Here is a 21,774-nt window from a genome sequence, read left to right as displayed (position 1 = left end):
CGGCCCGAGACCGCGCTGCAGGGGTGAGTCTGCGTCAGTTCGCGCCGATGCGCAACAGCCAGCGGACGGGCCTGGACATCGCCCCTCCCGCCGGCCGGGACCGGGCGCCGCGTGTCGGGCGCGCCGCGGTGCCCCGCAACCCGGCGATGCCGGGTGCTCCGCTTAGCGCTTCGCCCTGCGGTGCGGGCCACCGCTGATGGCGTGCCCGGTGTGCGTCTCCTCCGGTCCCCTTGGGCCGGCTGGAAGGAGGTTTTACGATGTCCGATATCGATGTCAGGCTGGTTGCGCGCATGCGCGCGGCAGTGGCCGCACTGCCCGCACCGGAGCAGGCGGTGTTCCTGCTCCATGCCGTCGACGAACACGACTTCGCCACCGTCGCCGCGCGGCTCGGCATCGGCGTGGACGAGGTCGAGCGACTGCTCGCGAGCGCGCTCGTGCGGCTCGGTCGCGATCTCGGCGTCGGTGGACGTTGATGGACGACCGCTCGGAAATGGCGCTTGATCGGCGCTCCGGCGGTTGCATCGCCGCCCCGGCACTCTAGGATTCCGCGCATGCGTACCGATCTCGATCATCTGCCACCTGCCAAGCAGCGCGAGCTCGAGCGCGTGGTGCAGATCCTGTTCGAGGAATTCCGCGACGCGACCGCGACCGCCACGGTCGACTGGAAGCGCCAGGCACGCATCCTCAAGGTGATCCTCTACGGCAGCTATGCGCGGGGCGGCTGGATCGATGAGCCGCATACCGCCAAGGGCTATCAGTCCGACTTCGACCTGCTGATCAGGTTGACCCAGAAAGTCTGGTCCTGCTTGGGCGTGGTCTTCTGGACCATAATGGGAAGCCTTAGCCCGGGAACAACTCCTCGCATCCGTTCGAGGACGGAATCGAGATGGTGCGCAATCAGCGGGGCTTCCACGAGCGTGTCATTGGCTACGACGTGGACCTGGCGCTTTCGTTCGCTTGGCGGCAAGTCGAGTAGCATCTCGAAAACAAGCTGGACGACTAGGGTGCTGTCCTTGCCCCCGGAAAATCCAATGATCCAAGGATAATCGTGATCGGCGCGATATTCTTCGAGCAAATCACGACGTGCTATCTCAAGTTTGTCACCAAGGCTTTCCTCGGCGGCGATCATCGTTGCCATGTCTTTAAACACCCTCCGCAGCGGAGTGGCTCAGCTGACGGAGCCGTTGCACTGCGCTGATCAAGATTGCCGCCGCTCTATCGATCTCTTCCGCGCTGGTCGAGCGTCCGAAGCCGATCCGCACCGCATTTTCGGCACGGTCCGGATCATCGACGATTGCGGTGATCACATGCGAAGGCTCGAGTGATTGTGCGGTGCATGCTGACCCAGACGATAGAGCAAGGACTTCTCCGACGGACATCAGCAGGGCTTCGGCATCGACTGCATCGAAGCTCAAGTTAAGGTTGCCGGGCCAGCGACGCGCCAGTTCACCGTTGATGACATAGGCCATGCGAGCATCATCGAGAAGCGCGAGAAAACGGTCCCTGAAGCGTGTCAGTTGCTCCCGTTCCCGCACCATTTCCTCTTGCGCGATCTGCGCTGCGCTACCTAGCCCAACACATAGCGCGGTCGGCAACGTGCCGGAACGAAGTCCGCCCTCTTGGCCGCCGCCTACCGCCCTCGGCGGAAAATTCGGCTTGATCGCCCGTCGAATATAGGCCGCGCCGATACCTTGGGGGCCGTAAAATTTATGCGCCGAGAGGCTGAGCAGATCGATATTGGCTTCCACAACATCGATAGGGATTTTGCCCACCGCTTGCGCAGCATCCGTGTGGAACAGAGCACCGTGCTCTCGACAGAGGGCGCCGATCGCAGTGATCGGCTGCTCGACGCCGATCTCATTATTGATCGCCATGATGGAAACTAGCCCGACATCGCTTCCCATATGACGAGCGATATCAACCGGATCGATGATTCCCGAGGCCGGGACATCAAGCATGGTTACGGGGTGGCCTTTGATAGCCAGCTGAGCGACAACCTCAAGCACCGCTTTATGTTCGGTTGCACAAGTTATAACACGCGACCGGCCCGCGGCTGCCATCACCGCCGATGCTCCCTGGAGCAGAAAATTGTTCGATTCCGTCGCACCGGAAGAAAAAATAATCTCTCGCGGATCAGCCCCGATCAGTGTGGCGACCTGCTGTCGGGCGATTTGGATTGCCTGGGCTGCGTCGCGGCCAAAGCGATGATCAGTGGCGTGCGGGTTACCCCATCGCTCGGCGAACCAGGGTAGCATTTCGGCCAGCACACGCGGATCAACCGGTGTCGTCGCTTGGAAATCGAGGTAGATTGGCGTGGTCATATTCACAGACGACAGCCTAGCACCAGGCCCCGGGAACCCCAACAAAAAGCATCCGTGCCGGCCGACACTGCCTCACGCCTGAAGCTCGCACTACGTCCCGAGGCAAAGGCACACAAGGCAGTGAGGCTCAGCGTAAAGCTCGACGCAGCGTCCAATCAATGCCCTATCTGCCGACGCGGCTAATCAGATGCGCGAGGATTTGGGCGACAACTGCGGTCCTTCGGCGATGATATCGCAGGAGCGCAGCCGCCAGCGCAGCCCGATCGCCAGATGTGGCCACCTCGGCCAGCGTAGAAAGCTCATCGGTGACGGCGTTTAGAGTGGCGAGTTCCGCGCGACGGAATATCTCGAGCCGGTCATTGAGCAGGCCGATGGCAGCGCCAAGTTCGACGTTGCCCGTGTGTCGAGCAATTCCGTGGAAAAGTGCCGCCGTGGCAGACGGGGTGTCCGTCCTAGCGACCCAGCGATCGAGCCCCTCAAGCTTAAGACCAGTTGTGAGTTGTTTGGCAGCGAGAGCGAGGACGAGACCGTTCCAGCTGTAGAGGTCTCGTAGCCCCGCTTCTGTCAGGAGTGGCACGCGAAACCCATTATGGTTCGGCGCTTCAACCAGCCTCTCACCGGTGAGCCGGTGTAGGGCGTCCCGAATAGGCGTGATGCTTGAGGCGATCTGTTTGCCAATCAAGGCGGGCTCGATCGGGCTGCCGGGGGGCAGCTCGCCCTCTGCCAGCATGCGCTTGAGCTCGTTGTAGACGCGCTCGAAGGTGGCGCCGGGGCTCATGGCTTATCCCCCGGCGCGCTGGCCGGCGACATGCGCCTCGATCAGCGCCTGCTGGTCTGGACGCAGCGCATCGACCGCGCCGATCGGGTGGTTGGGTGCGTCGTGGAGCAGGATCGAGGGGCATTGCCCTTCGTAATTGCCGAGGTTGGGACGGTGCTGGCGGTAGCCGACGAGAGCGGCGAGTTCGGGCGGGAAGTGTCGGGCGGTCTCCGGTGGATAGGCGAGCCACTGGTTTTCATAGGGCTTGAGCCAGCCCAGGCAGTAGCTGATGATTGCGCCGCGGCGCGTGGTGAAGCTGCGGTTGCCGCCCGCGCCGTGCAGCGTCGATCCGAGGAAGACGAGCGCGTCGCCGGGATCGAGCTCGATTGCGATCGGCGCGGCGTCGGGATTGGGTTCGAGCGCCTTTGGGCCGTGGCTGTCGGGCCAGAGCAGTGTGGTGCCGTTCATTTCGCGATAGGGCGTGAATGGCCACATCACGTTGACGAGATACTCGATGGTGCCGGTGGGGCCTCGCCACATGTCCTGGTCGCGGTGCGGCAGTTGCGGCAGTGCGCCGGGATGCAGCGCGATCGCCTGGGTCAGGTTGAGCTGGATGCAGTCGCACCAGGGACCGAGGACCTGGGTTGCGACGGCGAGGATTTCGGGATGTAGGACGAGCTCGGCGGCATGGGGGCTGCGCGCGAGCAGTCGCCCGAAGCGCTTGGTGCGCTCGCCGTAGAAGACGCCCTGGCAGAACGGCGTGTCGGCGAAGGCCTGGGCGAGGTCGTCGTCCAGCGCCTTGATCGTCGCGCCCGGGAGAGCGTTGGGCAGGACGCAATAGCCCTGGTCGAGCAGGCGCCGCGCCGTATCGGGCGCTGCCTGGTGCCGGGGTGCGATCTCGAGCCGGTCCGCCATCACGCCGCCGCCTGGTCCAGCATCGCGGGGGCCTGGATGCCGCCCGCCGCGAGAAGGCGGGGAGTATCCGGGGTAATGGTGATCCGCAGCGCGCCGAGCGCCAGGGTGCCGATGCGGTTCGGCCGGCCGAGCGGCTCGGCCTGCCAGCCGAATGCGAGGATCTGCTCGAGCCATCCCTGCTCGGCGACGCCGGTATAGGTGGTGATGCCGTTGGCCAGCGCATAGTGCGCCAGCGCGGTGACCAGCGCGTCGCGACAGCGCCGGCGCTCGGGCGCGCGCAGCCTGCGCTCGAGGCAGAAGCGGGAGATCTCCCAGGTGTCGGGACCGCTCGGCACGGATGCCTCGCACAGCTCGAGAAACAGCTCGCCGAGGATGTGCGGTCCCGTCGTCGGCAGGATGCGCGCCGAGGCCAGGTGGTTCTGGTCGGTGTCGGTGAGGATCAGGTAGCGGGCATGCCCGTCGTCATACTGGTCCACCTCGTACAGGCCGGCCAGGACCGGCAGGTCCCAGCCGAGCAGGTCGACGAAGACGCGCTTCCTGGCCTCGAACATGGCGCGCATCACCTTGTCGCTGGCGGCGCTCTCGTCGTCGTGCGTGAACAGCATCTCCGGGCTCCCCTGGTCGTGGAGGCCCGATGCTGTGCCTGGCGGCCGGTGCTGGCCATTCCCCAGAAATGGGGAGTTTCAACGGATCATCGCATCGGTGAAGGTGAGCGCCCCGTCATAGAGGGCGTGGATCGCGAGTTGGGTCTTGTTGAAGACGCCGTAGCGCCGCCGCGCCTCCTTCATGTGCTGGACCGCCGTGCCATGCCCGATGCCGAGTATCTGCGCCGTCTCCCACTCCGACTTGCCCCTGGCTGCCCAGTAGATGCAGTCGCGCTGGCGGTCGCTGAGCCGCGGCCGGTCGAGGTCGGTGCGGCGCATGCCCGACAGGCGGCGCGCCGCCTCAAAGGCTGCGGTACCGACAAACTGGGCGAGCGGGATCCACTCGACGCGGTAGCTTCGCCCGTGGACGGTGGCGAAGGAACACGACCCCTCCGCCTCGCCCGGCAGGTGCGCGGGCACCGTATAGCCATCCGCGAGGCCGGCACGCTTCGAGCGCAGGAGAATGTCCTCGTCGCGCCTTGTCAGGTCGATCAGCTCGCGCAGCATCGCCCAGGGAAAGCCGAGATTGCGCAGGTGACTCGCCCGGTGCACCGGATCGGAGCGGCCGAGCCCCTCAGCGTCGAAGAACGCTTCCCAGTCCGGCGGATAATTGTGGATGCGGATCGCAGGATGCGGCGCCCGCCACATGTCGACATGATGGGTCAGCGCGAAATAGCGGAACCCCATCTCGCGGGTGATCGCATCGACCAGGCGACCGAGTTCGCCGATGCTCGCGGCGGCCTCGACCGCAAGCGCGAATTGTTGTGCTGTCGCAATTACCATGGGGGACGCCGTACCGATGAAGGACGCGCCCCAAGCCGCAGCGACCGAAATCGACACCTGCCCTGCCCGCGCATGGCGCTTTCCCATCGCCGCCGCGGTCGGATCGATAAGGCTGCCTGTCTAGCCCGAGTCGGCCGGCTGGGCAAATTCGGGTGGCCGGAAACATGGTCAAGCCTTTGTTGGGCATGGCCTTGGCCCCGATGGGCGGGCGATGGGCCCCGCTGCTGAAGGCCGTCCGGACTGGCGGGACAGCGCGCCCTACCGCGCGCTGTCCGGCATCGACCGCGCCGGCCTCGCCTGGGAATGGCTGCGCCGCGATCCCGATTATGCCGCCGCGAGCGCCCGCCTGCGCCGCATCGGCGGCACGGCACCCCATCTCGAGATGGAGGCGGATGCCCGGGCTTTCGGGCTGTGCTTTCGCCGAGCATGCCGCGCGCGCGGCACCGCAGGCGCGCCTGCTCTGGCATGCCGATCTCGACCCCTTCGTGCTACAGGTCCGGGCGGTGCCGAGCGGCGGCGCGGATCCCGAGGCGATCGACCTGGCCCGCCTGGCGCGCTGGGCAACGATCGTGCGCGGCGCCGGCCGCGAGCACGTCGCTTTGTCCGACGGCTGGCACCGCATCCGCATCGATGTCGTCGAGGGCACGCTGGTCGAGGAAGGGCCGGCCCGGCTCGACTATCTGCTGTCGGGGCTGACCCGCGTCGATGCGCCGGTGCTGACCCTGCGGCGCATGCTGGGCCTGTGGCGCACCGGCCGCTTCGCGCGCCCGCTCTACCCGGCCGAGCCAGGCCTGCCCCGGCGCCTCGAGACGCTGCGCGTCGGCGACGCGCTCGCGGCAGGCGCATCCTATCGCGAGATGGCCGTGGCGCTCTATGGCGAGGAACGGGTTCGCACGGACTGGAAGGGGCGCTCGGACTATCTGATGTCGCGGGTCCGTCGCCGCGTGGCCGAGGCACGGGCGATGGCGGCGGGCGGATGGCGGGGCCTGCTGCGCGATTAGCCTGTTTGGAATCCGCGTCGTGGCGCAGTGACCAAGATGGCGGGCGCGCTAAGGCGCGGCCGGGCCGGTCGTTTCGTGCTTCCGGTGGCACGCGGGCATCGGTGGGTCAGGCGGGGGATTCGGCGATGCAGGCCTGGGCCGCGCAGGTCGCCCGCGCCAGCTCGACCGCGGCGAACAGCCGCAGCCGGTGATGGATTTCCGGGTTCCAGATTATGGCCGGCCCGGCATGGGTCGTCCACAGGCCCGCTCGCGCCGCCGCCGCCAGGATCTTCGCCACCTGCATGCGCGAGACGTGGAGCCGGCGTGCGAGATCGCCGACCCGGATCGCGACCGGCGCGCCCGGTGGCGCCTGTTCCGACAACGCCAGCAGATGGAAGAGCAGCATATATCCCGCCACGCGGTCGGCGAAAGGCGCCAGCTCGGGAAAGGCCTGCCGCGGCATGCGGTTCTCGGCGAGGAGCGGCGCGACCAGCTGGTCGAGATAGACCGGCAATATCCGATCAGGCTGCCCCGCGGCGGACGGCAGGGGGCCGAGCAGGGCCGCCGCATCGAGCCGGGCGGCGAGCCCGGCCGTGAGATAATCGGTCAGCGGCGCGGCGGGGACCAGGCGCCGCGACCGGGCATCGGGCAGGGCCGCCTCGCAGACGAAGCCGAAGTGCAGCAGCACGTCGAGGATCGCCCCGATGCCCCGGCGGGTGCCCAGCCCCGCCCGCTGCGCCAGCCTGGTCAGCATCGCCCGGGTCGGCGCCGGCCCGAGCCCGCTTCGGAAGCGCCCGTCGAAATAGACGACCAGCGCCGCGACGCCGTAGCGGCGATGCTGCCCGATCGCGCGGGCGCAGGACCGGTTCGCCTCGGAGATCGCGAGCAGGTTGCCGCCGAGCCGGACCAGCGCCGCACCGAACGCCGGATGCGAGAAAAGGCGAGCGGCCTCTTCCATCCACTCCGCCGCGCGCGCGAACGCAAGCTCGGGCGCAATGGTGGCTGCCGCGTCGCCTGGGAGGGAGGATATGCCACCAAAGTTACGTTGCAGATCGGTCCTCCGCACGTAGCATGTGCCGGTCGACCAAGAATATTGCCCACCGGAAAGCCGGGCCAGAGCAGTTGATGATTGGCAGGGCCTTAAGCACTGCTTGCCGATCACCCCGGCCCCTTATTGCCGAACCTGTTGGCGGGTCGCGGACAGGGTCGTGCAGCCGCGCCCGCAGCACTGGACCCGCGTATTGCCGAGGGGTGCGCCGGCAGCGCCGGACCTGACCATGCGGCCGCGCAGCGGGGGCAGATCGCGTGCTGCGCGGGGAACCGGCGCCCGCCGCGCCGGGCGCTTTGCTGCCGGCGTGAACACCTGATGCGGCGGCTGTGCCGTCCGCGCGCTCCAACCGATGAAAGGACAGCCACTCATGCGTGCCATCCTGCCAGCGACAATGCTTCTCGCCCTGGCCCCGGGCGTCGCGGCCCAAGTCGCCGATCCGGTCGAGTCCTTCCTGCTCGGCCTGCCGCGCGATGCGACCCAGTTGCTGTCGCTCGCGGCACCGGCCGTGCCGCCCGTTTCCCGCCGCGAGACGCAGGTACAGACGATCGTCTGTGAACCGCAGGAGCTCAGCGGCAGCCAGCTGGAGGATTCCTTTGCGATCCTGTCCGCCGACACCAACCGGATCTACCCCGGGGCGATCCTGGTCGTCGACCAGCGGCTCGCCCAGGGCCGGCCGACCGTCACCAGCTACCCGCGCCCGCCCCTCGCCCTGAACATCTCGCTGCCCGGCCTCGGCGCCGATGCGCGGTTCCTGGTCCAGCAGCCGAGTGCGGGCACCGTCCATGCCGCGGTCGACGGCGTCGTCAGCGCCTGGCTATCCGGCCCGGCCGGGCGAGGCTATCAGGCGCCGGCGATCGTCAGCTACCGCAGGACGCGCTCCTACAACGCGCAGCAGGCCGCCGCGGGCCTGGGCTTCAGCGCGCAATGGGCCGGGGGCCGGGCTTCGGCAATGCTCTCGGCGTCGAGCGACCAGTCCAGGGCGACCTACCTCGCGGTCTTCCGGCAGGTTTTCTATACTGTCGGGGTCGACCGCCCGCGCAACGTCGCAGGCTTCTTCCGCAGGGATGTCAGCCTCGCGCGGCTGCGCAGCGACTTCGGCCCTGCCCGGTTGCCCGGCTATGTGAGCAGCGTCGCCTATGGCCGGCTCATCCTGGTCAGCATGGAGACCGACGCCTCGGTCACCGAAGCGGACGCGAAAGCGGCGCTCGACTATGCGACGGGCGGGACCGGCGCCAAGGGGCAGGTCAACGCGCACGCGCGGCGCGTGGCGAACAATTCGCGCTTCGGGGTCATCGTCCTTGGCGGCGGCGCCGAACATGCGGCGCGGGTCGTCGCCCATGGTCCGGACAACGACCGGCAGGTGAAGGACATCATCGAGAGCGGCAGCCAGCTCGCCCGGGACAATCCGGGCCTGCCGATCGGCTATACGGTCAACCTGCTGACCGGCGAGCTGGCCCATGCCCGCTACGATGGTCCCTTCGCGGTACCGAGTTGCAGGACCCTCGACAATTACGCGATCGAGCTGCGCCACGACGGCGGGTACCGGGGCCGGTTCATCGTCAGATGGCAGCAGCCGCGGGGTGTCGGCGAGGAGACCGAGGACAGAAGCTGGCATAGCGGTGTCCAGACCGCGGGCTGGCGGCGCACCATTTCCGTTCCCGCGGACGCCCTGGGCCTCACCGTGCTGGGCGAGCTGGATTTCTTCCACAACGACTGGCGCCAGGCTGGCTACTGGAATGAGGTTTCGAGGCGGCGCGCGGGGACCTGCCTGCGCATCGCCGGGACGACCGTGCAGCCGCAATCCGGCACCTGCTGAGCTTTTCGATCGCATGCTTGACCGCCCAATCCCGGGCGAAGGAAAGGAGAAACTTCATGGCGAAGGTTCGATATGGCTGGGTCGTGTCCGACCAGGCCGCAGCGCTCCCAGGAATCGCGTTCGGGCCCCGGTGGCTGAAGGGTGGCAGGCGAAGCGGATCGCTCACCGTCCTGCGCCGCCACAACCTTCTCTTCAAGGACGTCGTCTTCGAGGGCCGCGGCACCCACGCGCTGGAGGCGGTGCTTCGCGAAATGGCCGGTCACGACGAACGCTTCGTCTGGAGCGGGATCGCTGCCGGCGCGAAGATCGAGGAGTTCGTGCCTTCGCCCTATGGCGGGCCGGACGAGCAGGTCATTCGCGTCAATGAAGTCGACATCCCGAGCGACTATCACGCGCATGTCTTCATCCCGGACAAGACGTACAGTTTCGACGGCGTCCTCACCAGCTTCGTGACCCCGTTCACCGGCTTTGCCGGGACCCCGGGCCTCGCCGGCCTCGTCAGGGATACGATCGAGGGAGTCGGCGAGATCATCGATCGGGCCGGCCAGATTCACGAATCCCATCTGCCGGCGGTCAAGCGGCTTACGGGCTCGAAGCACGTGGTCGTCCTGCTTACGGCGCGAACCTTATCCGCACCGCCGCTCCTGACACGCCGGGGCGAGGAGAGTATCGCAGCGATCGGTCGAAACCTGGCCGGTCGCCTCGGCGTCGCGCTCGCGCCGAAGGACAAGAAGGCCGCGTCGCCTGCCAAGCGCACCGCGCGCGAACGCCGTTGACCGAATCCCGTATGCATCGACATTGACCGGCTGGCCCCGATTGCCCTGGGCCGTCTGCTCATAGGCGTTGCGGTAGTTATAGGCCAGGCGCATCTGCAGCGGCCCCTTCTCGTAGAAGCCGACGACATTGTAGGTCGTGGCGGGCTGCTGCTTGCCGGACCGCGTCGCTGTGTTTTCGTCATTCATTTCCTGCGTATCAGCGGGTGTGTCGCCTGGCTTTGCTCCGCCGCCTCGTTCCTGATCGTCGCGCATCTGAGACCTCTCCGTGCAACTGCGTACAGGTCCAACGCTTCAGAGGCGGCAGGGTCCCAAGGCAGCGCCGGACGGGCATAGCGAACGGCGCCTGCCCTTCGGCGCGCAGCTAATGGTGCTTCGCCGGTTCGTCGGTGCCTGGCGCCGCGCGGCCGGCCAGCGGATGAGGAATTCCCCCGATGCCCGAGAGCAGGGCGGCGGTCCGTCACGGATCTTGATAGCCGAGCGCCCGCAACCTGAGCCTGCCCTGGCGCGGGTCCTGTGCGAACATGAGCCCGCCCTCGACCCGGGCGCCAGCCGCGACATAGTCGAGCGTCGCGCTTGCCGTCTCGGACGGCTTGCCGGGGACGGACAGCGTGCCTTCGATCTCTACCGAAGCAGCGGTACCGCCGCGGTTGATCGCGTCGAATACGACCACGAACCCTTGCCCCGATGCTGCTACTTCACGCACCTCGACGGTGATCGCCGGCGGGGTGGCGCCCCCGCGCCGGAGGTCGGCGCCGATCACGGCGAACACCAGCAGCAGCACGGCCAGGCCGAGCGCCGCCGATGCCCATTCGAGCGCCGAGGTTCGTGCATGCGGTTCGCGCCTTGCCATGGTCAGACCACCAGCCGCGCGATCGCGGCCCCGGTCGCGGCGGGAAAGCCGAGCACGACGACGATGCGCGCGATGGTGAAGCTGTCCTGCCCGTCGAGGCTGCCGAAGGTCCAAAGCACATAGAGGCTGACCAGCAGCGCGATGGCATAGCCGGGAACGGTAAAGACCAGGAACAGGCGCAGGGGCGCAGCGCCTTCCGGGCCGGCTTCCTGTCCCGCCAGTCCGACCGTGAACACCAGGATGTGCAGCAGAACGAGCGAGGCGAGAACGAGCGCCAGGGCATGTCCGGCGCTCATCTTGTACGCGATCAATATCATCTCCTCGGTCGGTGCGACGTTGAAGGCGAAGAACAGCGCACCCGCGAGCATCAGGAACAATTGCCCGGCATAGCCGGCCGATCGATGCGCAAGGCTCTCGTCCTCGTCCCCTTCGCCCGAGCCCAGTTGCTTGCGCGCGATCATCGCGCCGAAGCTGGCGGGCACGCACTGGATCGCGACCTGCCCGAGCGCGGCGTCGAACGGGAGATCTAGGCGCAGGAGCCCGAACAGGGCGAGGATCGCGATGGAGGCGATCATGCCGACCGCCTGGGCCGCCAGGGCGTCGAGCACGTCCTCGGTCAGCGTCGCCGTCCGCTCGAAGCCCCCGAAGCGCGACAACACCACCAGCCCCGCGAAGTTGAAGAGCAGGAACAGCAACAGGCGCGCCGGCGCGATGTGCAGGCCGATCGCCCACATCTCCATCGTCATCAGCAGCGGCAGCCCGAAAAGGATCGCACCGGCAAAGGCACGTGCCAGCCCGACCGCATAATCCCGGTTCAGTTGTGCCGCCATCGACGTCATCGTCAGGACAATGCCGGTGCCATGCCTTCGTTCCCCATGCCGCGGACATTGCCCAAGCCGAAGCGGCGGGGGCAGGCGCCGGGATCAGCCCCTGCGAAACAGCACCATCTGGCTCATCAGGTCCGGCTCGGCGATATAGCCGGCATCGCGCCAGGCGCGCGCCTGGACATAGCGCGAACTGCCTCGCTGGTTGGACCACCACGACCGGTAGTCCGAGGCGGAATCAGGCAGGCCGCCGACCAGGCGGGAAATGGTCGTGAACGAGAGGGTGATCAGCGGCCTGCCATCGGACTTGAGGTGATCGCGGAGGGGATCGTACTTTGCCATGGCCGGCTGATAGCGGGGCATGCCGGCGGCGAAAGCCCTTCCGGCGGGTGCGCCACGATTCTCGCGTGAGGCCCCGCCTTGCGGGGAAGGCCCGCGGCGGTGTCGGTCTCCCGGTTCGATGGCGGTCGCCCGTGGCGGACATTGCGGCGGATTTGCGCGCGCATGGAAACCGAAACGCTCCGGGAACATTCTTGCCATAGACTTTTCTTCGAGGACAATGGTGAGCAGCAAGGACAGCGGCGAAGCCGACACTGCCCAGGAAGCGACCGGCGAGCCGGCGGGCAATCTCAAGGACCCCACGTCGTACAGCCCCACGGGCAACAAGGGGCAGCATCACTGGAAGCGCTCGACCGTTGCCGAGCCCGGCCTCGACCAGCGCGGCACCGTGTTCTTCGCGGCGCTCCAGATGACGCGCATGCCGATGATCCTGACCGACCCCCGGCAGGACGACAATCCGATCGTCTTCTCGAACAAGGCCTTTCTCGACCTGACCGGCTATGCAGAGGCGGAGGTCGTTGGCCGCAATTGCCGCTTCCTGCAGGGCACCGACACCGATCGCGAGACCGTCCGCGAGCTGCGCGATGCGATCGCTGCCGAGGAAGCGATATCGATCGAGATCCTCAACTATCGCCGCGACGGCTCGGCCTTCTGGAACGCGGTGTTCGTCGCTCCCGTCTACGATGCCGACGGCCAGCTGATATATTTCTTCGCCAGCCAGCTCGACGTGACGCGCCGTCGTTCCTCCGAGCAGGCCTTCCGCCAGGCGCAGAAGATGGAGGCCATCGGCCAGCTCACCGCCGGGCTCGCGCACGACTTCAATAACCTGCTCCAGGTCGTCGCCGGCAACCTCGACATGCTGCAGGGCGACGCGCTCACCGATCGGCAGCACCGGCTGGTCGCCAACGCGGCGCGCGCCGCCGATCGAGGCTCGCGCCTGACCCGCCAGCTGCTCGCCTTCGCCCGCAAGACCCGCCTCGAGCCCAGGCGGACCGACCTCAACACCCTGATCCACGAGTTCGGCGACCTCATCGACAACACCGTCGGCGCGCAGGTTCGCCTGGTCACTGCGCTCGAGCGCCGGCTGCCCGAGATCGACATCGATGCGACGCATCTCGAGATGGCCGTCCTCAATGTCCTGCTCAACGCGCGCGACGCCATGCCCCAGGGCGGCAAGGTGACGATCGCGACCGAACTGTGGAAGCTCAACGGCAATGCCGCCGCGCATCAGCTGCCCGAGGGCGACTATGTCGTGCTCGCGATCACCGACGAGGGCAGTGGCATGAGCGAGGAGGTGCGCCAGCGCGCCACCGAACCCTTCTTCACCACCAAGGGCAGCGAGCGCGGTACCGGGCTCGGCCTCGCGATGGTCCACGGATTCCTCCAGCAGTCGCGCGGGCGCCTCGAGATCGATTCCGAGCCGGGGCGCGGCACCACCGTGCGCATGCTGTTCCCGGTGGCCGGAACGCAGAGCGTCGCCGCGCCCGCGCCGCGTGTCGACAAGGCGAGCACCGGTGGCAGCGAGACGATCCTGCTTGTCGAGGACAGCGACGATGTCCGCGCACTTGCCCAGGAGCAGCTGGAGGCGCTCGGCTACACGGTGCTGGTCGTATCGAGCGGCGAAGAAGCTTTGGCGCTGCTGGGAGACCGTCCGGTCGACCTCCTGTTTACCGACATCGTGATGCCTGGCGGCATGAGCGGCCTGGAACTGGTCGAGCAATTCCATGCACTGCGGCCCGAAACGCCCATCCTGATGACCACCGGCTATAACGAGGACCTGGTCGCGGACATTCCGCGGGGCAGCCGTCTCGACGTGATCGGCAAGCCCTATCGCCGCCAGGAACTGGCGGATCGCATCCGGGTGGCGCTTGATCGCCATTCACCCGGCGAACGTCCCGTCGAACAGGGCTTCGGCCACAAGGAAGGCTGAGGGTGCGGTATGCGCGCTGGACGCCAAGGCGGCGTTTCGGAGGATGCCTGCCGCCTGGTGGTCCGCATCCGGGCCGCCGCGCGCCCGCGCCCGGACTTGTCCCGGTGATGGGCCAGCGCGCCTCGCTGGCGCATGGACCGCGACGCTGTAACAAAGAGCGGATCGGCTGCAGGCGATCGCGCCGGCCAGGGGGGATAGCGAGATCGTGACATCTTCCGGCCTTGTTGGCGGCGGGGATACCGGCGACCGCATTCGCTCGATGGACTGGGGCGCAACGCCGCTCGGTGCCATCGAGGACTGGCCGAGCGCGCTGCTCGCCCATGTCCAGATCGTTCTGGCGTCCCCCGTGCCCATGGCCCTGCTCTGGGGGCCGGACGGCATCCTTCTCTACAATGACGGCTATGCGGAGATCTGCGGGCCGCGCCATCCCGCGGCGCTCGGCGGCAAGCTGCTCGATGTCTGGCCCGAGGCGCGCGCGTTCAATGCGCGCGTGCTGGATGCCGCGATGCGGGGCGAGTCCCTCAGCTTTCACGCCCAGGAACTGGAGCCCTGGCGGCACGGCCGCCCCGAACAGGTCTGGATGGACCTGGAATATCTTCCCGTGCGCGATGCGACCGGCCAAGCGGTTGGCATGCTCGCGCTGGTCTTCGATATCACGCAGCGGATTCTCGCCGAGCGGCGGCTTGCGCGGAGCGAGGAACTCTATCGCTTCCTGGACGAGCTCGGCCAGGCGATCGCGCCCCTGCAGGACGCGCAGCAGGTCCTGTCGGTCACCGTGCGCATGGTCGCGTCGCACCTGTCCGTCACCAACTGCGCCTATGCCGACATGGATGCCGATGCGGATGGCTTCACCATTCGCGGCAACTGGCATGCCGAAGGCTCGCCTTCGATCCTGGGCCATTACAGCCTGGCCGATTTCGGACGGCTGGCGGTCAGCGAGCTGAGCGCTGGCCGGCCGCTGGTCATCAATGACAACCTTGTCGAAATCGCGCCCGAGGAGGCCAGGACCTTCCAGGACATCGGTGTCGCCGCCACCCTTTGCATGCCGCTGGTGAAGAACGGCCGCCTGACCGCCCTGATGGCCATCCATGACAGAGTGCCGCGTCGCTGGAGCGAGTATGACCTGGCCGTGATGCGCGAAGTCACGAGTCGATCCTGGGCACATGTCGAGCGGGTAGCGGCCGAGGCCAATCTTCGCGCGAGCGAGGAGCAGCTCCGCCTGGCGCTGGATGCCGCGGAGATCGGGCAGTGGGACGTCGATACGGTCGCGGACACCCTGTTCTGGCCGGCGCGGGTCAAGGCGATGTTCGGCATCTCGCCCGATGTGCCTATCTCGATGAAGGATTTCTACGCCGGGCTGCACCCTGAGGACTTTGAGGCGACCGTGGCGGCCTATGGCGCCGCCGCCGATCCGGCGCGGCGTGCCCTTTACGACGTCGAGTATCGCACGATCGGCAAGGAGGACGGTATCGTCCGCTGGGTCGCCGCAAAGGGCCGCGGCGTCTTCGAAGGGGACAGGTGCGTCCGTATCATCGGCACCGCGATCGACATCACGACGCGCAAGCGGACCGAGCGCGCCCTGCTCGAGCTGAACCAGACGCTCGAGCAACGCGTCGCCGAGGGACTGGCAGAGCGCAAGCTGCTGGCCGACGTGGTCGAGAACACCACGGCGATCATCCTCGTCGCCGACCTCGACTATCGCTGGCTGGCGGTGAACCGCGCCGCCGCCAAGGCCTTCGAGGCCGTCTATGGCATCCGGCCCAGCGTCGGCACCTCGATGCTCGACGCGCTCGATCACTTGCCGGAGCATCGCGAGCAGGTGCGCCGGACCTGGGGACGCGCGCTGGCCGGTGAGGAATTCACCATGGTCGAGGAATTCGGAGACCCGGGGCGCGAGCGACGCTTCTTCGAGATCACCTTCAATGTGCTGCGCGACCGCTCGGGCCAGCGGATCGGCGCCTATCAGATCGTGCACGACGTCACCGAGCGGATGGCCGAGCAGCGACGGCTGTCCCAGGCGGAAGAGCAGCTGCGCCAGTCCCAGAAGGTCGAGGCGCTTGGCCAGCTCACCGGCGGCGTGGCCCATGACTTCAACAATCTGCTGACGCCCATCATCGGCTCGCTGGACTTGCTCAGCCGCAAGCAGCTCGGCAACGAGCGCGAGCAGCGGCTCGTGGCGGGCGCGCTCCAGTCGGCGGAGCGGGCGCGGACCCTCGTGCAGCGCCTGCTCGCCTTTGCGCGGCGCCAGCCGCTCCAGCCGACCGCCATCGACGTAGGTGCGCTGGTCGCCGGCATGGGCGACCTGATCGCGAGCACGACGGGCCCGCAGATTCAGGTGCGGGTCGAGGCGGCCAGCGATCTGCCCGCAGCGATGGCGGATTATAACCAGGTCGAGATGGCCCTGTTGAACCTGAGCGTGAACGCGCGCGACGCGATGCCCGAGGGCGGGACGCTTCGCATCGGCGCCACCGTGCGGGACGTGCGCGGCAAGGAGCAAGGCGAACTGCGGCCCGGCCGCTACGTGATGATCTCGGTGGCCGACAGCGGGATTGGTATGGACTCGGACACGCTGGCGCGCGCCATCGAGCCCTTCTTCTCCACCAAGGGGATTGGGAAAGGCACGGGTCTCGGGCTCTCAATGGTTCACGGACTGGCGCAGCAGCTGGGCGGCGGCCTTCGCATCCTCAGCACGCCGGGACTCGGCACGAACGTCGAGATCTGGCTTCCAGCCGCAGCGGAGGCCGCGATACCGTCGCCCGCCGGCTCCGACGAGGCCATCGCTCGCGCCGGACCGCGGGGTACGGCGTTGCTCGTCGATGACGAGGAAGCAGTTCGTGCGAGTACGGCGCACATGCTCGAGGAATGCGGGTTCGACGTGGTGGAGGCGGAATCGGCGCAGGCAGCACTCAACCTGCTCAAGGCGGGCGAGCATTTCGCCCTGCTCGTGACCGATCATCTCATGGCGGGCATGGACGGGACCCAGCTCGTCAGGGCAGTAGGGAGGATACGGCCTGGGCTCCCCTGCCTGATCGTGTCGGGCTATGCCGATGTCGAAGGGATTGCCCCCGACCTGCCACGGCTGACCAAGCCGTTTCGCGCGAGCGAACTGCAGGATGCGCTGGCCGGAATTGGCCTCTAATCTGGTGTCCCTCCGGCACGCCGCGAGACTCGGATCCCACGCAGCATGCAGGCCAGGTCGTGAACCGACAAACGACTGCATTCGGCATCCCCGGTCAATCGGCTGATTGGGTGGACTGCCGCCCGACCGTTCCCGGCGTATCCCCGAAAAGGCAGCCGTTCTTGCGCGCTACACGCGGCCAGCGCCAGAGCTTCTATTTCCAATGAGTCCCAAATTTCGCCTCCATCCGACGAAGTTCCTCGTCGAGCACGGCCACCTCAGAGTCATTCTGGTCCGCAACTGCGAAGCGGATACGGGTACTGAGCTCGGCCATGGCATGTTTGGCGTATGCCAGCGCGTTTGCCTCGCGCTCGATCACCTCGGTCGCCTGGCTTGCGAGGGATTTCAGGAGTTCGAGGCCGTTCGCGTCCATGGTCCTGGGTTTCTGGTCCAGAAGGCATAATGTACCCAGCGCAAAGCCATCGCTGGTAACCAGAGGTGCGGCGAAATAGGCACGCACGTTCATCTCGAGCACGGCGGGAGCGAACTTGAAGCGTGGCTCGTGCCAAGCATCGGGGACACACAAAGGCGCGTAATTGCGAACTCCAATCGCGGCGTCGCAGAAGCTGTCGGGCCTGGCGAACTCCCTGGGATCGAAGCCGTAGGCGACGGCCAGCCACAGAGTCGAGCAGTCTACGATAGACACTGCAGAAAAGGGAAAACCGGTCTCTGCGGCGACCCGCTCAACGATTTGGGAGAGCTCGGCGTCGCCGCTCATGCCAAACACGCCGCTCGTCAGCACGCGCGCCTGACGCCGCAGCTCTGCGAGTTCCGCTTGGTTACATGCGCGAGCCTGTTCGATCAATTCGAAATTCCTTAATCGATCCCGACGCCCCTGGGTTGAGTATTTTGCCCAATTCATGAGCAGGGGCGATGTCACGTAACAAAGCATTCCTGAGCAACTCAGTAATGTAACGGGTGCAATCTTACAGATTTGAAAAACATGGCGTGTGCATGAGACTAGCTCGCATCGGCTCATCTAAGCTGGGTTGTTGCTTGGGAACGGTGAAATGAAATGGGGCACTGGAGCATGCCATGAAGATCGATGCAGTGGATTATTATAGTGCCTTGGCGGATCGTCATTTTCAGGCCGCGGAAGAAATGGGCGGTCAATCCGAGGCACGCCATCACGCTTGGCTGGCGACCCTATGTCTGCTTCGTGCTGGAGAGGCCGCGCGCGCGATGCGCGAGGTTGGCATGTCAGCCCGGTACCTCGGGAGTAATAGGCTTGGAGGCGGCAACCCTCGCGACTGCCAGTCACAAACATAGCGCCTGTTATTGGGGCGTTTACAGCCTGACCGCTTCTGGATCGGCCGCCTCTTCGCTCAACGGCCGACATTGGAGCGTTTGCCGAAAGGCCGCATTTATGAGTCTGCGGCCTAGTTCAAGCCGCCCGCTTCCGGTGCCGGGCTCGGCGATCGCAACCCCTCCTTCATCCCGCCGCCCGAACGCGGAGGGCCACGAAATAGAGATGCGATAAACCGTCGTCGCGATCAGGCGCGAAAATCGGTGCTTTGGCCAAGAGCGGCGCAGGGCTGAACGCGCTGCGCGGAGGCGCGCCGAGGTCGCGAAGTCCGGCGGGCCGTATTAGAAGCATGTTCCCCTGCTTCAACCCGGGTCCGGCAGGCGGGCTATCTCAGCCGGCCCTGGGGCCGCCGGTCAGCGGGCGGAACCGCAGCCGCGCCGCATCGTTGGGAAGGAGACGGCATCGCATATGGGGTCCGGTCACCACCGTCCCTGTATCCGGACAGGACGTGTAGTTTGCCCTCGCGTCCTGTCCGGCTTTCTCCCTGGCTTGAATTCTTCCTGCGATCCGCCCTTGTCGGGTTCCTGGATCAAGGGCTCACGCAATCCGCTGTCGCTGCTGATCTCGCGATCGGTGGTCCCGACCATGGGTGCCCGCCTTGGCTCCGGCGCCCATGTGGGCCGTGCGGCCGCTTTCCTTTCGACGACCCAAGGGATGGCCGGCCGATATTTCGCGGCCATATCGCCCCAGGGACGGTAAGATGTGCGTCCATTCAAAATGGGCCCGGCCAAGCGGCCGGGCCCAAGCGCTCAATACTCCATCGCGGGCATCGCTGCCGGCTTTTCCTCCTTCGGCAACTCGGCGACGAGCGCCTCGGTGGTGATCAGCAGCGAGGCCACGGAAGCGGCGTCCTGGAGCGCGGTGCGCACGACCTTGGCCGGGTCGATCACGCCCGACGCGAACAGGTCCTGATATTCGCCGGTCGCGGCATTGAAGCCCCAGTTATAGTCCTCGCTCTCGAGCAGCTTGCCGACGATCCACGCGCCGTCCTCGCCGGCATTGTCGGCGATCTGGCGCGCGGGCGCGCGCAGCGCCCTGCGGACGATGTCGATACCCGACTGCTGGTCGTCATTCGCCGCCTTGAGGCCGTCGAGCGCCTTCAGCGCGCGCAGCAGCGCGATGCCGCCACCCGGCAGGATGCCTTCCTCGACCGCGGCGCGGGTGGCGTGGAGCGCGTCGTCGACGCGGTCCTTCCTTTCCTTCACCTCGACCTCGGTCGCGCCGCCGACCCGGATCACCGCGACCCCGCCGGCGAGCTTGGCAAGCCGCTCCTGCAGCTTCTCGCGGTCATAGTCGCTGGTGGTCGCCTCGATCTGCTGGCGGATCTGGGCAACGCGGCTGTCGATGTCGGCCTTGGTGCCGACGCCGTCGATGATCGTGGTGTTGTCCTTGTCGATCACCACCTTCTTGGCGCGCCCGAGCATCGAGATGGTGACATTCTCGAGCTTGGTGCCGAGATCCTCGCTCACCACGTTGCCGCCGGTGAGCACGGCGATGTCCTCGAGCATCGCCTTACGGCGATCGCCGAAGCCCGGCGCCTTGACCGCGGCGACCTTGAGGCCGCCGCGCAGCTTGTTGACCACCAGCGTGGCGAGCGCCTCGCCCTCGACATCCTCCGCGATGATCAGCAGCGGGCGACCCGACTGGACCACCTTCTCGAGCAGCGGCACCAGCGCCTGGAGGTTGGCGAGCTTCTTCTCGTGGATCAGGATATAGGGGTCGTCGAGCTCTGCGCGCAGCTTCTCGGGGTTGGTGACGAAATAGGGCGAGAGATAGCCGCGGTCGAACTGCATGCCCTCGACCGTCTCGAGCTCGGTCTCGAGGCTCTTGGCCTCCTCGACGGTGATCACGCCCTCGTTGCCGACCTTCTCCATCGCCGCCGCCAGGATGCGGCCGACTTCCTCGTCGCCATTGGCCGAGATGGTCGCGACCTGGGCGATCTCGCTATTGGCGCTGACCTGCCTGGCATGCGCTTCGAGATCCTTGACGACCGCACCGACCGCCAGGTCGATGCCGCGCTTGACGTCCATCGGGTTCATGCCCGCGGCGACCGCCTTGGAGCCCTCGCGAACGATCGCTTGGGCGAGCACGGTCGCGGTGGTGGTACCGTCGCCCGCCTTGTCGTTCTGCTTGTTGGCGACCTCGCGCAGCATCTGCGCGCCCATATTCTCGAACTTGTCGGCGAGTTCGATCTCCTTGGCGACCGTCACGCCGTCCTTGGTGATGCGGGGCGCGCCGAAGCTCTTCTCGATCACGACGTTGCGGCCTTTCGGCCCCAGCGTGACCTTCACTGCATTCGCAAGCGTATCCACGCCGCGCAGCATGCGATCACGCGCGTCCGACGCAAATTTCACTTCCTTGGCAGCCATTTTGGCTAACTCCTTTCTTATGTCCTTCCTGAGATGTTGAGGGATCGGGCGATCACGCAGCCTGCTTGAGCTCGGCCTGCGCCTCGATCACGCCGAGGATGTCGCTCTCCTTCATGATGAGCAGGTCCTCGCCATCGATCTTGACCTCGGTGCCGGACCATTTGCCGAACAGGATGCGGTCGCCGGCTTGGACCGACAGGGCGACGAGCGTGCCATTGGCGTCACGCGCGCCCGGGCCGACGGCGACGACTTCGCCCTCCTGCGGCTTTTCCTTGGCGGTGTCGGGGATGATGATGCCGCCCGAGGTCTTCTCCTCGGCTTCGATGCGGCGGACGACCACACGGTCGTGCAAGGGGCGGAAATGCATGGCAAAACCTCCAGTTGCAAAAGCATGATGTCAATGTGCCCGACGCTCCCTAGCAGCGGCGGGCGGCGGCGAATTAGGAAACTCGATTTTTCCGTTCAAGACCCGGAGGGTGAATTTTTTCACCGGGTGAGTTCGCCGGGTGAGAACGCGGCATAAAACCCTGCGATCCTGGACGCCTGGCACAAGCCAAGCCCTTGACGAGGGCGCGCAATCCACCAAAATTCTGCCCGGCCAGAAGGCCACGAGAAAGGAGCGACCAAGGAAAGGAGGACGATCATGTCGCAACCCGTCTCCCGCATTCTTCACCCGTTCGAATTCGCGCACCACCCGAGCCCGGAGCCCGAAGTGAAACGCGCGATCCTGGCGCGTTGGGCTTCCGACAGCTCTGCGCGCCCCTGCGTGCCGGCACCGCGGGTGCCACCAGGCGCGAAGAGGCGGATGAGAGCCGAAAGGGCGCTGCGGTCCTCGGGTGACCTCGGTCTCCCGCACATTCGTGCAGATGGCGTAGGACGATGACCGACAACATCTTCATGGCACGGTCGGACGGCCATGGGCGCACTGCCGCCGA

Annotated in this window: 19 protein-coding genes and 2 pseudogenes; 9 read left to right on the top strand and 12 right to left on the bottom strand. The window is 66.7% G+C overall.

Translation table 11 applies throughout. From position 1 onward, the window contains the following. Nucleotides 1-257 precede the first annotated feature (257 nt). Both O3305_RS19840 and O3305_RS19835 read left to right on the top strand, forming a co-directional pair. Nucleotides 258-473 (top strand): sigma factor-like helix-turn-helix DNA-binding protein, encoded by a 216-nt coding sequence (locus O3305_RS19840; RefSeq protein WP_269574072.1) that lies wholly within the window; start codon nt 258-260, stop codon nt 471-473. A 78-nt stretch (nt 474-551) separates the two neighbouring features. Next, a pseudogene (locus tag O3305_RS19835) lies at nt 552-797 on the top strand (nucleotidyltransferase); the annotation flags it as partial. Nucleotides 798-1,142: 345 nt separating this feature from the next. Here O3305_RS19835 and O3305_RS19830 read toward each other — a convergent pair. The 5 genes from O3305_RS19830 to O3305_RS19810 form a co-directional block, all read right to left on the bottom strand. Beyond that, nucleotides 1,143-2,321 (bottom strand): cysteine desulfurase family protein, encoded by a 1,179-nt coding sequence (locus O3305_RS19830; RefSeq protein WP_269574071.1) that lies wholly within the window; start codon nt 2,319-2,321, stop codon nt 1,143-1,145. Between the two features lie 163 nt (nt 2,322-2,484). Then, nucleotides 2,485-3,099, bottom strand: a complete 615-nt coding sequence (locus O3305_RS19825; RefSeq protein ID WP_269574070.1) for a GntR family transcriptional regulator — start codon at nt 3,097-3,099, stop codon at nt 2,485-2,487. Between the two features lie 3 nt (nt 3,100-3,102). Then, nucleotides 3,103-3,993, bottom strand: a complete 891-nt coding sequence (locus O3305_RS19820) for a phytanoyl-CoA dioxygenase family protein (protein ID WP_269574069.1) — start codon at nt 3,991-3,993, stop codon at nt 3,103-3,105. After that, nucleotides 3,993-4,598 (bottom strand): acyl-homoserine-lactone synthase, encoded by a 606-nt coding sequence (locus O3305_RS19815; protein ID WP_269574068.1) that lies wholly within the window; start codon nt 4,596-4,598, stop codon nt 3,993-3,995. The genes O3305_RS19820 and O3305_RS19815 overlap by 1 nt, the downstream gene beginning before the upstream one ends. Nucleotides 4,599-4,676: 78 nt before the next feature. Next, a complete protein-coding gene (locus tag O3305_RS19810; protein WP_269574067.1) occupies nt 4,677-5,420 on the bottom strand; it encodes a LuxR family transcriptional regulator in 744 nt (247 codons plus the stop codon). Nucleotides 5,421-5,631: 211 nt separating this feature from the next. Between O3305_RS19810 and O3305_RS23165 the strand changes: the two are divergent. Both O3305_RS23165 and O3305_RS19805 read left to right on the top strand, forming a co-directional pair. Further along, nucleotides 5,632-5,781: pseudogene (locus tag O3305_RS23165) on the top strand (transcriptional regulator domain-containing protein); the annotation flags it as partial. Between the two features lie 31 nt (nt 5,782-5,812). Further along, entirely contained in the window at nt 5,813-6,421 is a 609-nt protein-coding gene (locus tag O3305_RS19805; RefSeq protein WP_269574066.1) for a DNA -binding domain-containing protein, read from the top strand. Between the two features lie 106 nt (nt 6,422-6,527). On the opposite strand, the gene O3305_RS19800 is transcribed toward O3305_RS19805, so the two are convergent. Further along, nucleotides 6,528-7,358: a hypothetical protein gene (locus O3305_RS19800; protein ID WP_269574065.1), complete on the bottom strand. Its 831-nt coding sequence runs from the start codon at nt 7,356-7,358 to the stop codon at nt 6,528-6,530. Between the two features lie 484 nt (nt 7,359-7,842). Between O3305_RS19800 and O3305_RS19795 the strand changes: the two genes are divergently transcribed. Together O3305_RS19795 and O3305_RS19790 are read left to right on the top strand one after the other, a co-directional pair. Next, nucleotides 7,843-9,267 (top strand): thiol-activated cytolysin family protein, encoded by a 1,425-nt coding sequence (locus O3305_RS19795; RefSeq protein ID WP_269574064.1) that lies wholly within the window; start codon nt 7,843-7,845, stop codon nt 9,265-9,267. 56 nt (nt 9,268-9,323) lie between these two features. Then, nucleotides 9,324-10,043, top strand: a complete 720-nt coding sequence (locus O3305_RS19790) for a hypothetical protein (protein ID WP_269574063.1) — start codon at nt 9,324-9,326, stop codon at nt 10,041-10,043. A 457-nt stretch (nt 10,044-10,500) separates the two neighbouring features. Here O3305_RS19790 and O3305_RS19785 read toward each other — a convergent pair whose 3' ends face one another. From O3305_RS19785 to O3305_RS19775, 3 genes are all read right to left on the bottom strand, one after another. Beyond that, on the bottom strand, nt 10,501-10,893 hold the full coding sequence (locus tag O3305_RS19785) for a hypothetical protein (RefSeq protein WP_269574062.1): 393 nt from the start codon (nt 10,891-10,893) through the stop codon (nt 10,501-10,503). A 2-nt stretch (nt 10,894-10,895) separates the two neighbouring features. Next, on the bottom strand, nt 10,896-11,723 hold the full coding sequence (locus O3305_RS19780) for a TIGR02587 family membrane protein (protein WP_269574061.1): 828 nt from the start codon (nt 11,721-11,723) through the stop codon (nt 10,896-10,898). Nucleotides 11,724-11,816: 93 nt separating this feature from the next. Beyond that, entirely contained in the window at nt 11,817-12,059 is a 243-nt protein-coding gene (locus O3305_RS19775; protein ID WP_269574060.1) for a DUF7662 domain-containing protein, read from the bottom strand. Between the two features lie 217 nt (nt 12,060-12,276). On the opposite strand from O3305_RS19775, the gene O3305_RS19770 reads away from it, so the two are divergent. Both O3305_RS19770 and O3305_RS19765 read left to right on the top strand, forming a co-directional pair. Then, nucleotides 12,277-13,986, top strand: coding sequence for a histidine kinase famiy protein (locus O3305_RS19770; protein ID WP_269574059.1), 1,710 nt, complete (start codon nt 12,277-12,279; stop codon nt 13,984-13,986). Between the two features lie 205 nt (nt 13,987-14,191). Further along, nucleotides 14,192-17,125, top strand: coding sequence for a PAS domain-containing protein (locus O3305_RS19765; RefSeq protein ID WP_269574058.1), 2,934 nt, complete (start codon nt 14,192-14,194; stop codon nt 17,123-17,125). A 193-nt stretch (nt 17,126-17,318) separates the two neighbouring features. On the opposite strand, the gene O3305_RS19760 is transcribed toward O3305_RS19765, so the two are convergent. The 3 genes from O3305_RS19760 to groES all read right to left on the bottom strand — a co-directional run bounded on the left by O3305_RS19760 (nt 17,319) and on the right by groES (nt 21,206). Beyond that, nucleotides 17,319-17,969 carry a GAF domain-containing protein gene (locus O3305_RS19760; protein ID WP_269574057.1) on the bottom strand — a complete coding sequence of 217 codons (651 nt, stop codon included), beginning with the start codon at nt 17,967-17,969 and terminating at the stop codon, nt 17,319-17,321. A 1,250-nt stretch (nt 17,970-19,219) separates the two neighbouring features. Beyond that, complete coding sequence (gene groL / locus O3305_RS19755; RefSeq protein ID WP_269574056.1) at nt 19,220-20,839, bottom strand: chaperonin GroEL; 1,620 nt, start codon at nt 20,837-20,839, stop codon at nt 19,220-19,222. 52 nt (nt 20,840-20,891) lie between these two features. Further along, nucleotides 20,892-21,206, bottom strand: coding sequence for a co-chaperone GroES (groES, locus tag O3305_RS19750; RefSeq protein WP_269574055.1), 315 nt, complete (start codon nt 21,204-21,206; stop codon nt 20,892-20,894). Nucleotides 21,207-21,482: 276 nt separating this feature from the next. Here groES and O3305_RS19745 point away from each other — a divergent pair, with 276 nt between their 5' ends. Then, entirely contained in the window at nt 21,483-21,722 is a 240-nt protein-coding gene (locus O3305_RS19745; RefSeq protein ID WP_269574054.1) for a hypothetical protein, read from the top strand. Nucleotides 21,723-21,774: the final 52 nt, after the last annotated feature.

The organism is Sphingomonas sp. NIBR02145 (assembly GCF_027359115.1).
In the GTDB taxonomy this organism is placed as follows: Bacteria; Pseudomonadota; Alphaproteobacteria; order Sphingomonadales; family Sphingomonadaceae; genus Sphingomonas; species Sphingomonas kyeonggiensis_A.
Note: the sequence above shows the minus strand (reverse complement) of the source record. Positions and strands in the feature narration are given on the sequence as shown.

Bases quoted from the DNA above. Each gene is read 5' to 3' on its own strand.
- O3305_RS19840 (WP_269574072.1), top strand. From the start codon at position 258: ATGTCCGATATCGATGTCAGGCTGGTTGCGCGCATGCGCGCGGCAGTG.
- O3305_RS19830 (WP_269574071.1), bottom strand. From the start codon at position 2,321: ATGACCACGCCAATCTACCTCGATTTCCAAGCGACGACACCGGTTGAT.
- O3305_RS19825 (WP_269574070.1), bottom strand. From the start codon at position 3,099: ATGAGCCCCGGCGCCACCTTCGAGCGCGTCTACAACGAGCTCAAGCGC.
- O3305_RS19820 (WP_269574069.1), bottom strand. From the start codon at position 3,993: ATGGCGGACCGGCTCGAGATCGCACCCCGGCACCAGGCAGCGCCCGAT.
- O3305_RS19815 (WP_269574068.1), bottom strand. From the start codon at position 4,598: ATGCTGTTCACGCACGACGACGAGAGCGCCGCCAGCGACAAGGTGATG.
- O3305_RS19810 (WP_269574067.1), bottom strand. From the start codon at position 5,420: ATGGTAATTGCGACAGCACAACAATTCGCGCTTGCGGTCGAGGCCGCC.
- O3305_RS19805 (WP_269574066.1), top strand. From the start codon at position 5,813: ATGCCCGGGCTTTCGGGCTGTGCTTTCGCCGAGCATGCCGCGCGCGCG.
- O3305_RS19800 (WP_269574065.1), bottom strand. From the start codon at position 7,358: ATGGAAGAGGCCGCTCGCCTTTTCTCGCATCCGGCGTTCGGTGCGGCG.
- O3305_RS19795 (WP_269574064.1), top strand. From the start codon at position 7,843: ATGCTTCTCGCCCTGGCCCCGGGCGTCGCGGCCCAAGTCGCCGATCCG.
- O3305_RS19790 (WP_269574063.1), top strand. From the start codon at position 9,324: ATGGCGAAGGTTCGATATGGCTGGGTCGTGTCCGACCAGGCCGCAGCG.
- O3305_RS19785 (WP_269574062.1), bottom strand. From the start codon at position 10,893: ATGGCAAGGCGCGAACCGCATGCACGAACCTCGGCGCTCGAATGGGCA.
- O3305_RS19780 (WP_269574061.1), bottom strand. From the start codon at position 11,723: ATGGCGGCACAACTGAACCGGGATTATGCGGTCGGGCTGGCACGTGCC.
- O3305_RS19775 (WP_269574060.1), bottom strand. From the start codon at position 12,059: ATGGCAAAGTACGATCCCCTCCGCGATCACCTCAAGTCCGATGGCAGG.
- O3305_RS19770 (WP_269574059.1), top strand. From the start codon at position 12,277: ATGGTGAGCAGCAAGGACAGCGGCGAAGCCGACACTGCCCAGGAAGCG.
- groL (WP_269574056.1), bottom strand. From the start codon at position 20,839: ATGGCTGCCAAGGAAGTGAAATTTGCGTCGGACGCGCGTGATCGCATG.
- groES (WP_269574055.1), bottom strand. From the start codon at position 21,206: ATGCATTTCCGCCCCTTGCACGACCGTGTGGTCGTCCGCCGCATCGAA.
- O3305_RS19745 (WP_269574054.1), top strand. From the start codon at position 21,483: ATGTCGCAACCCGTCTCCCGCATTCTTCACCCGTTCGAATTCGCGCAC.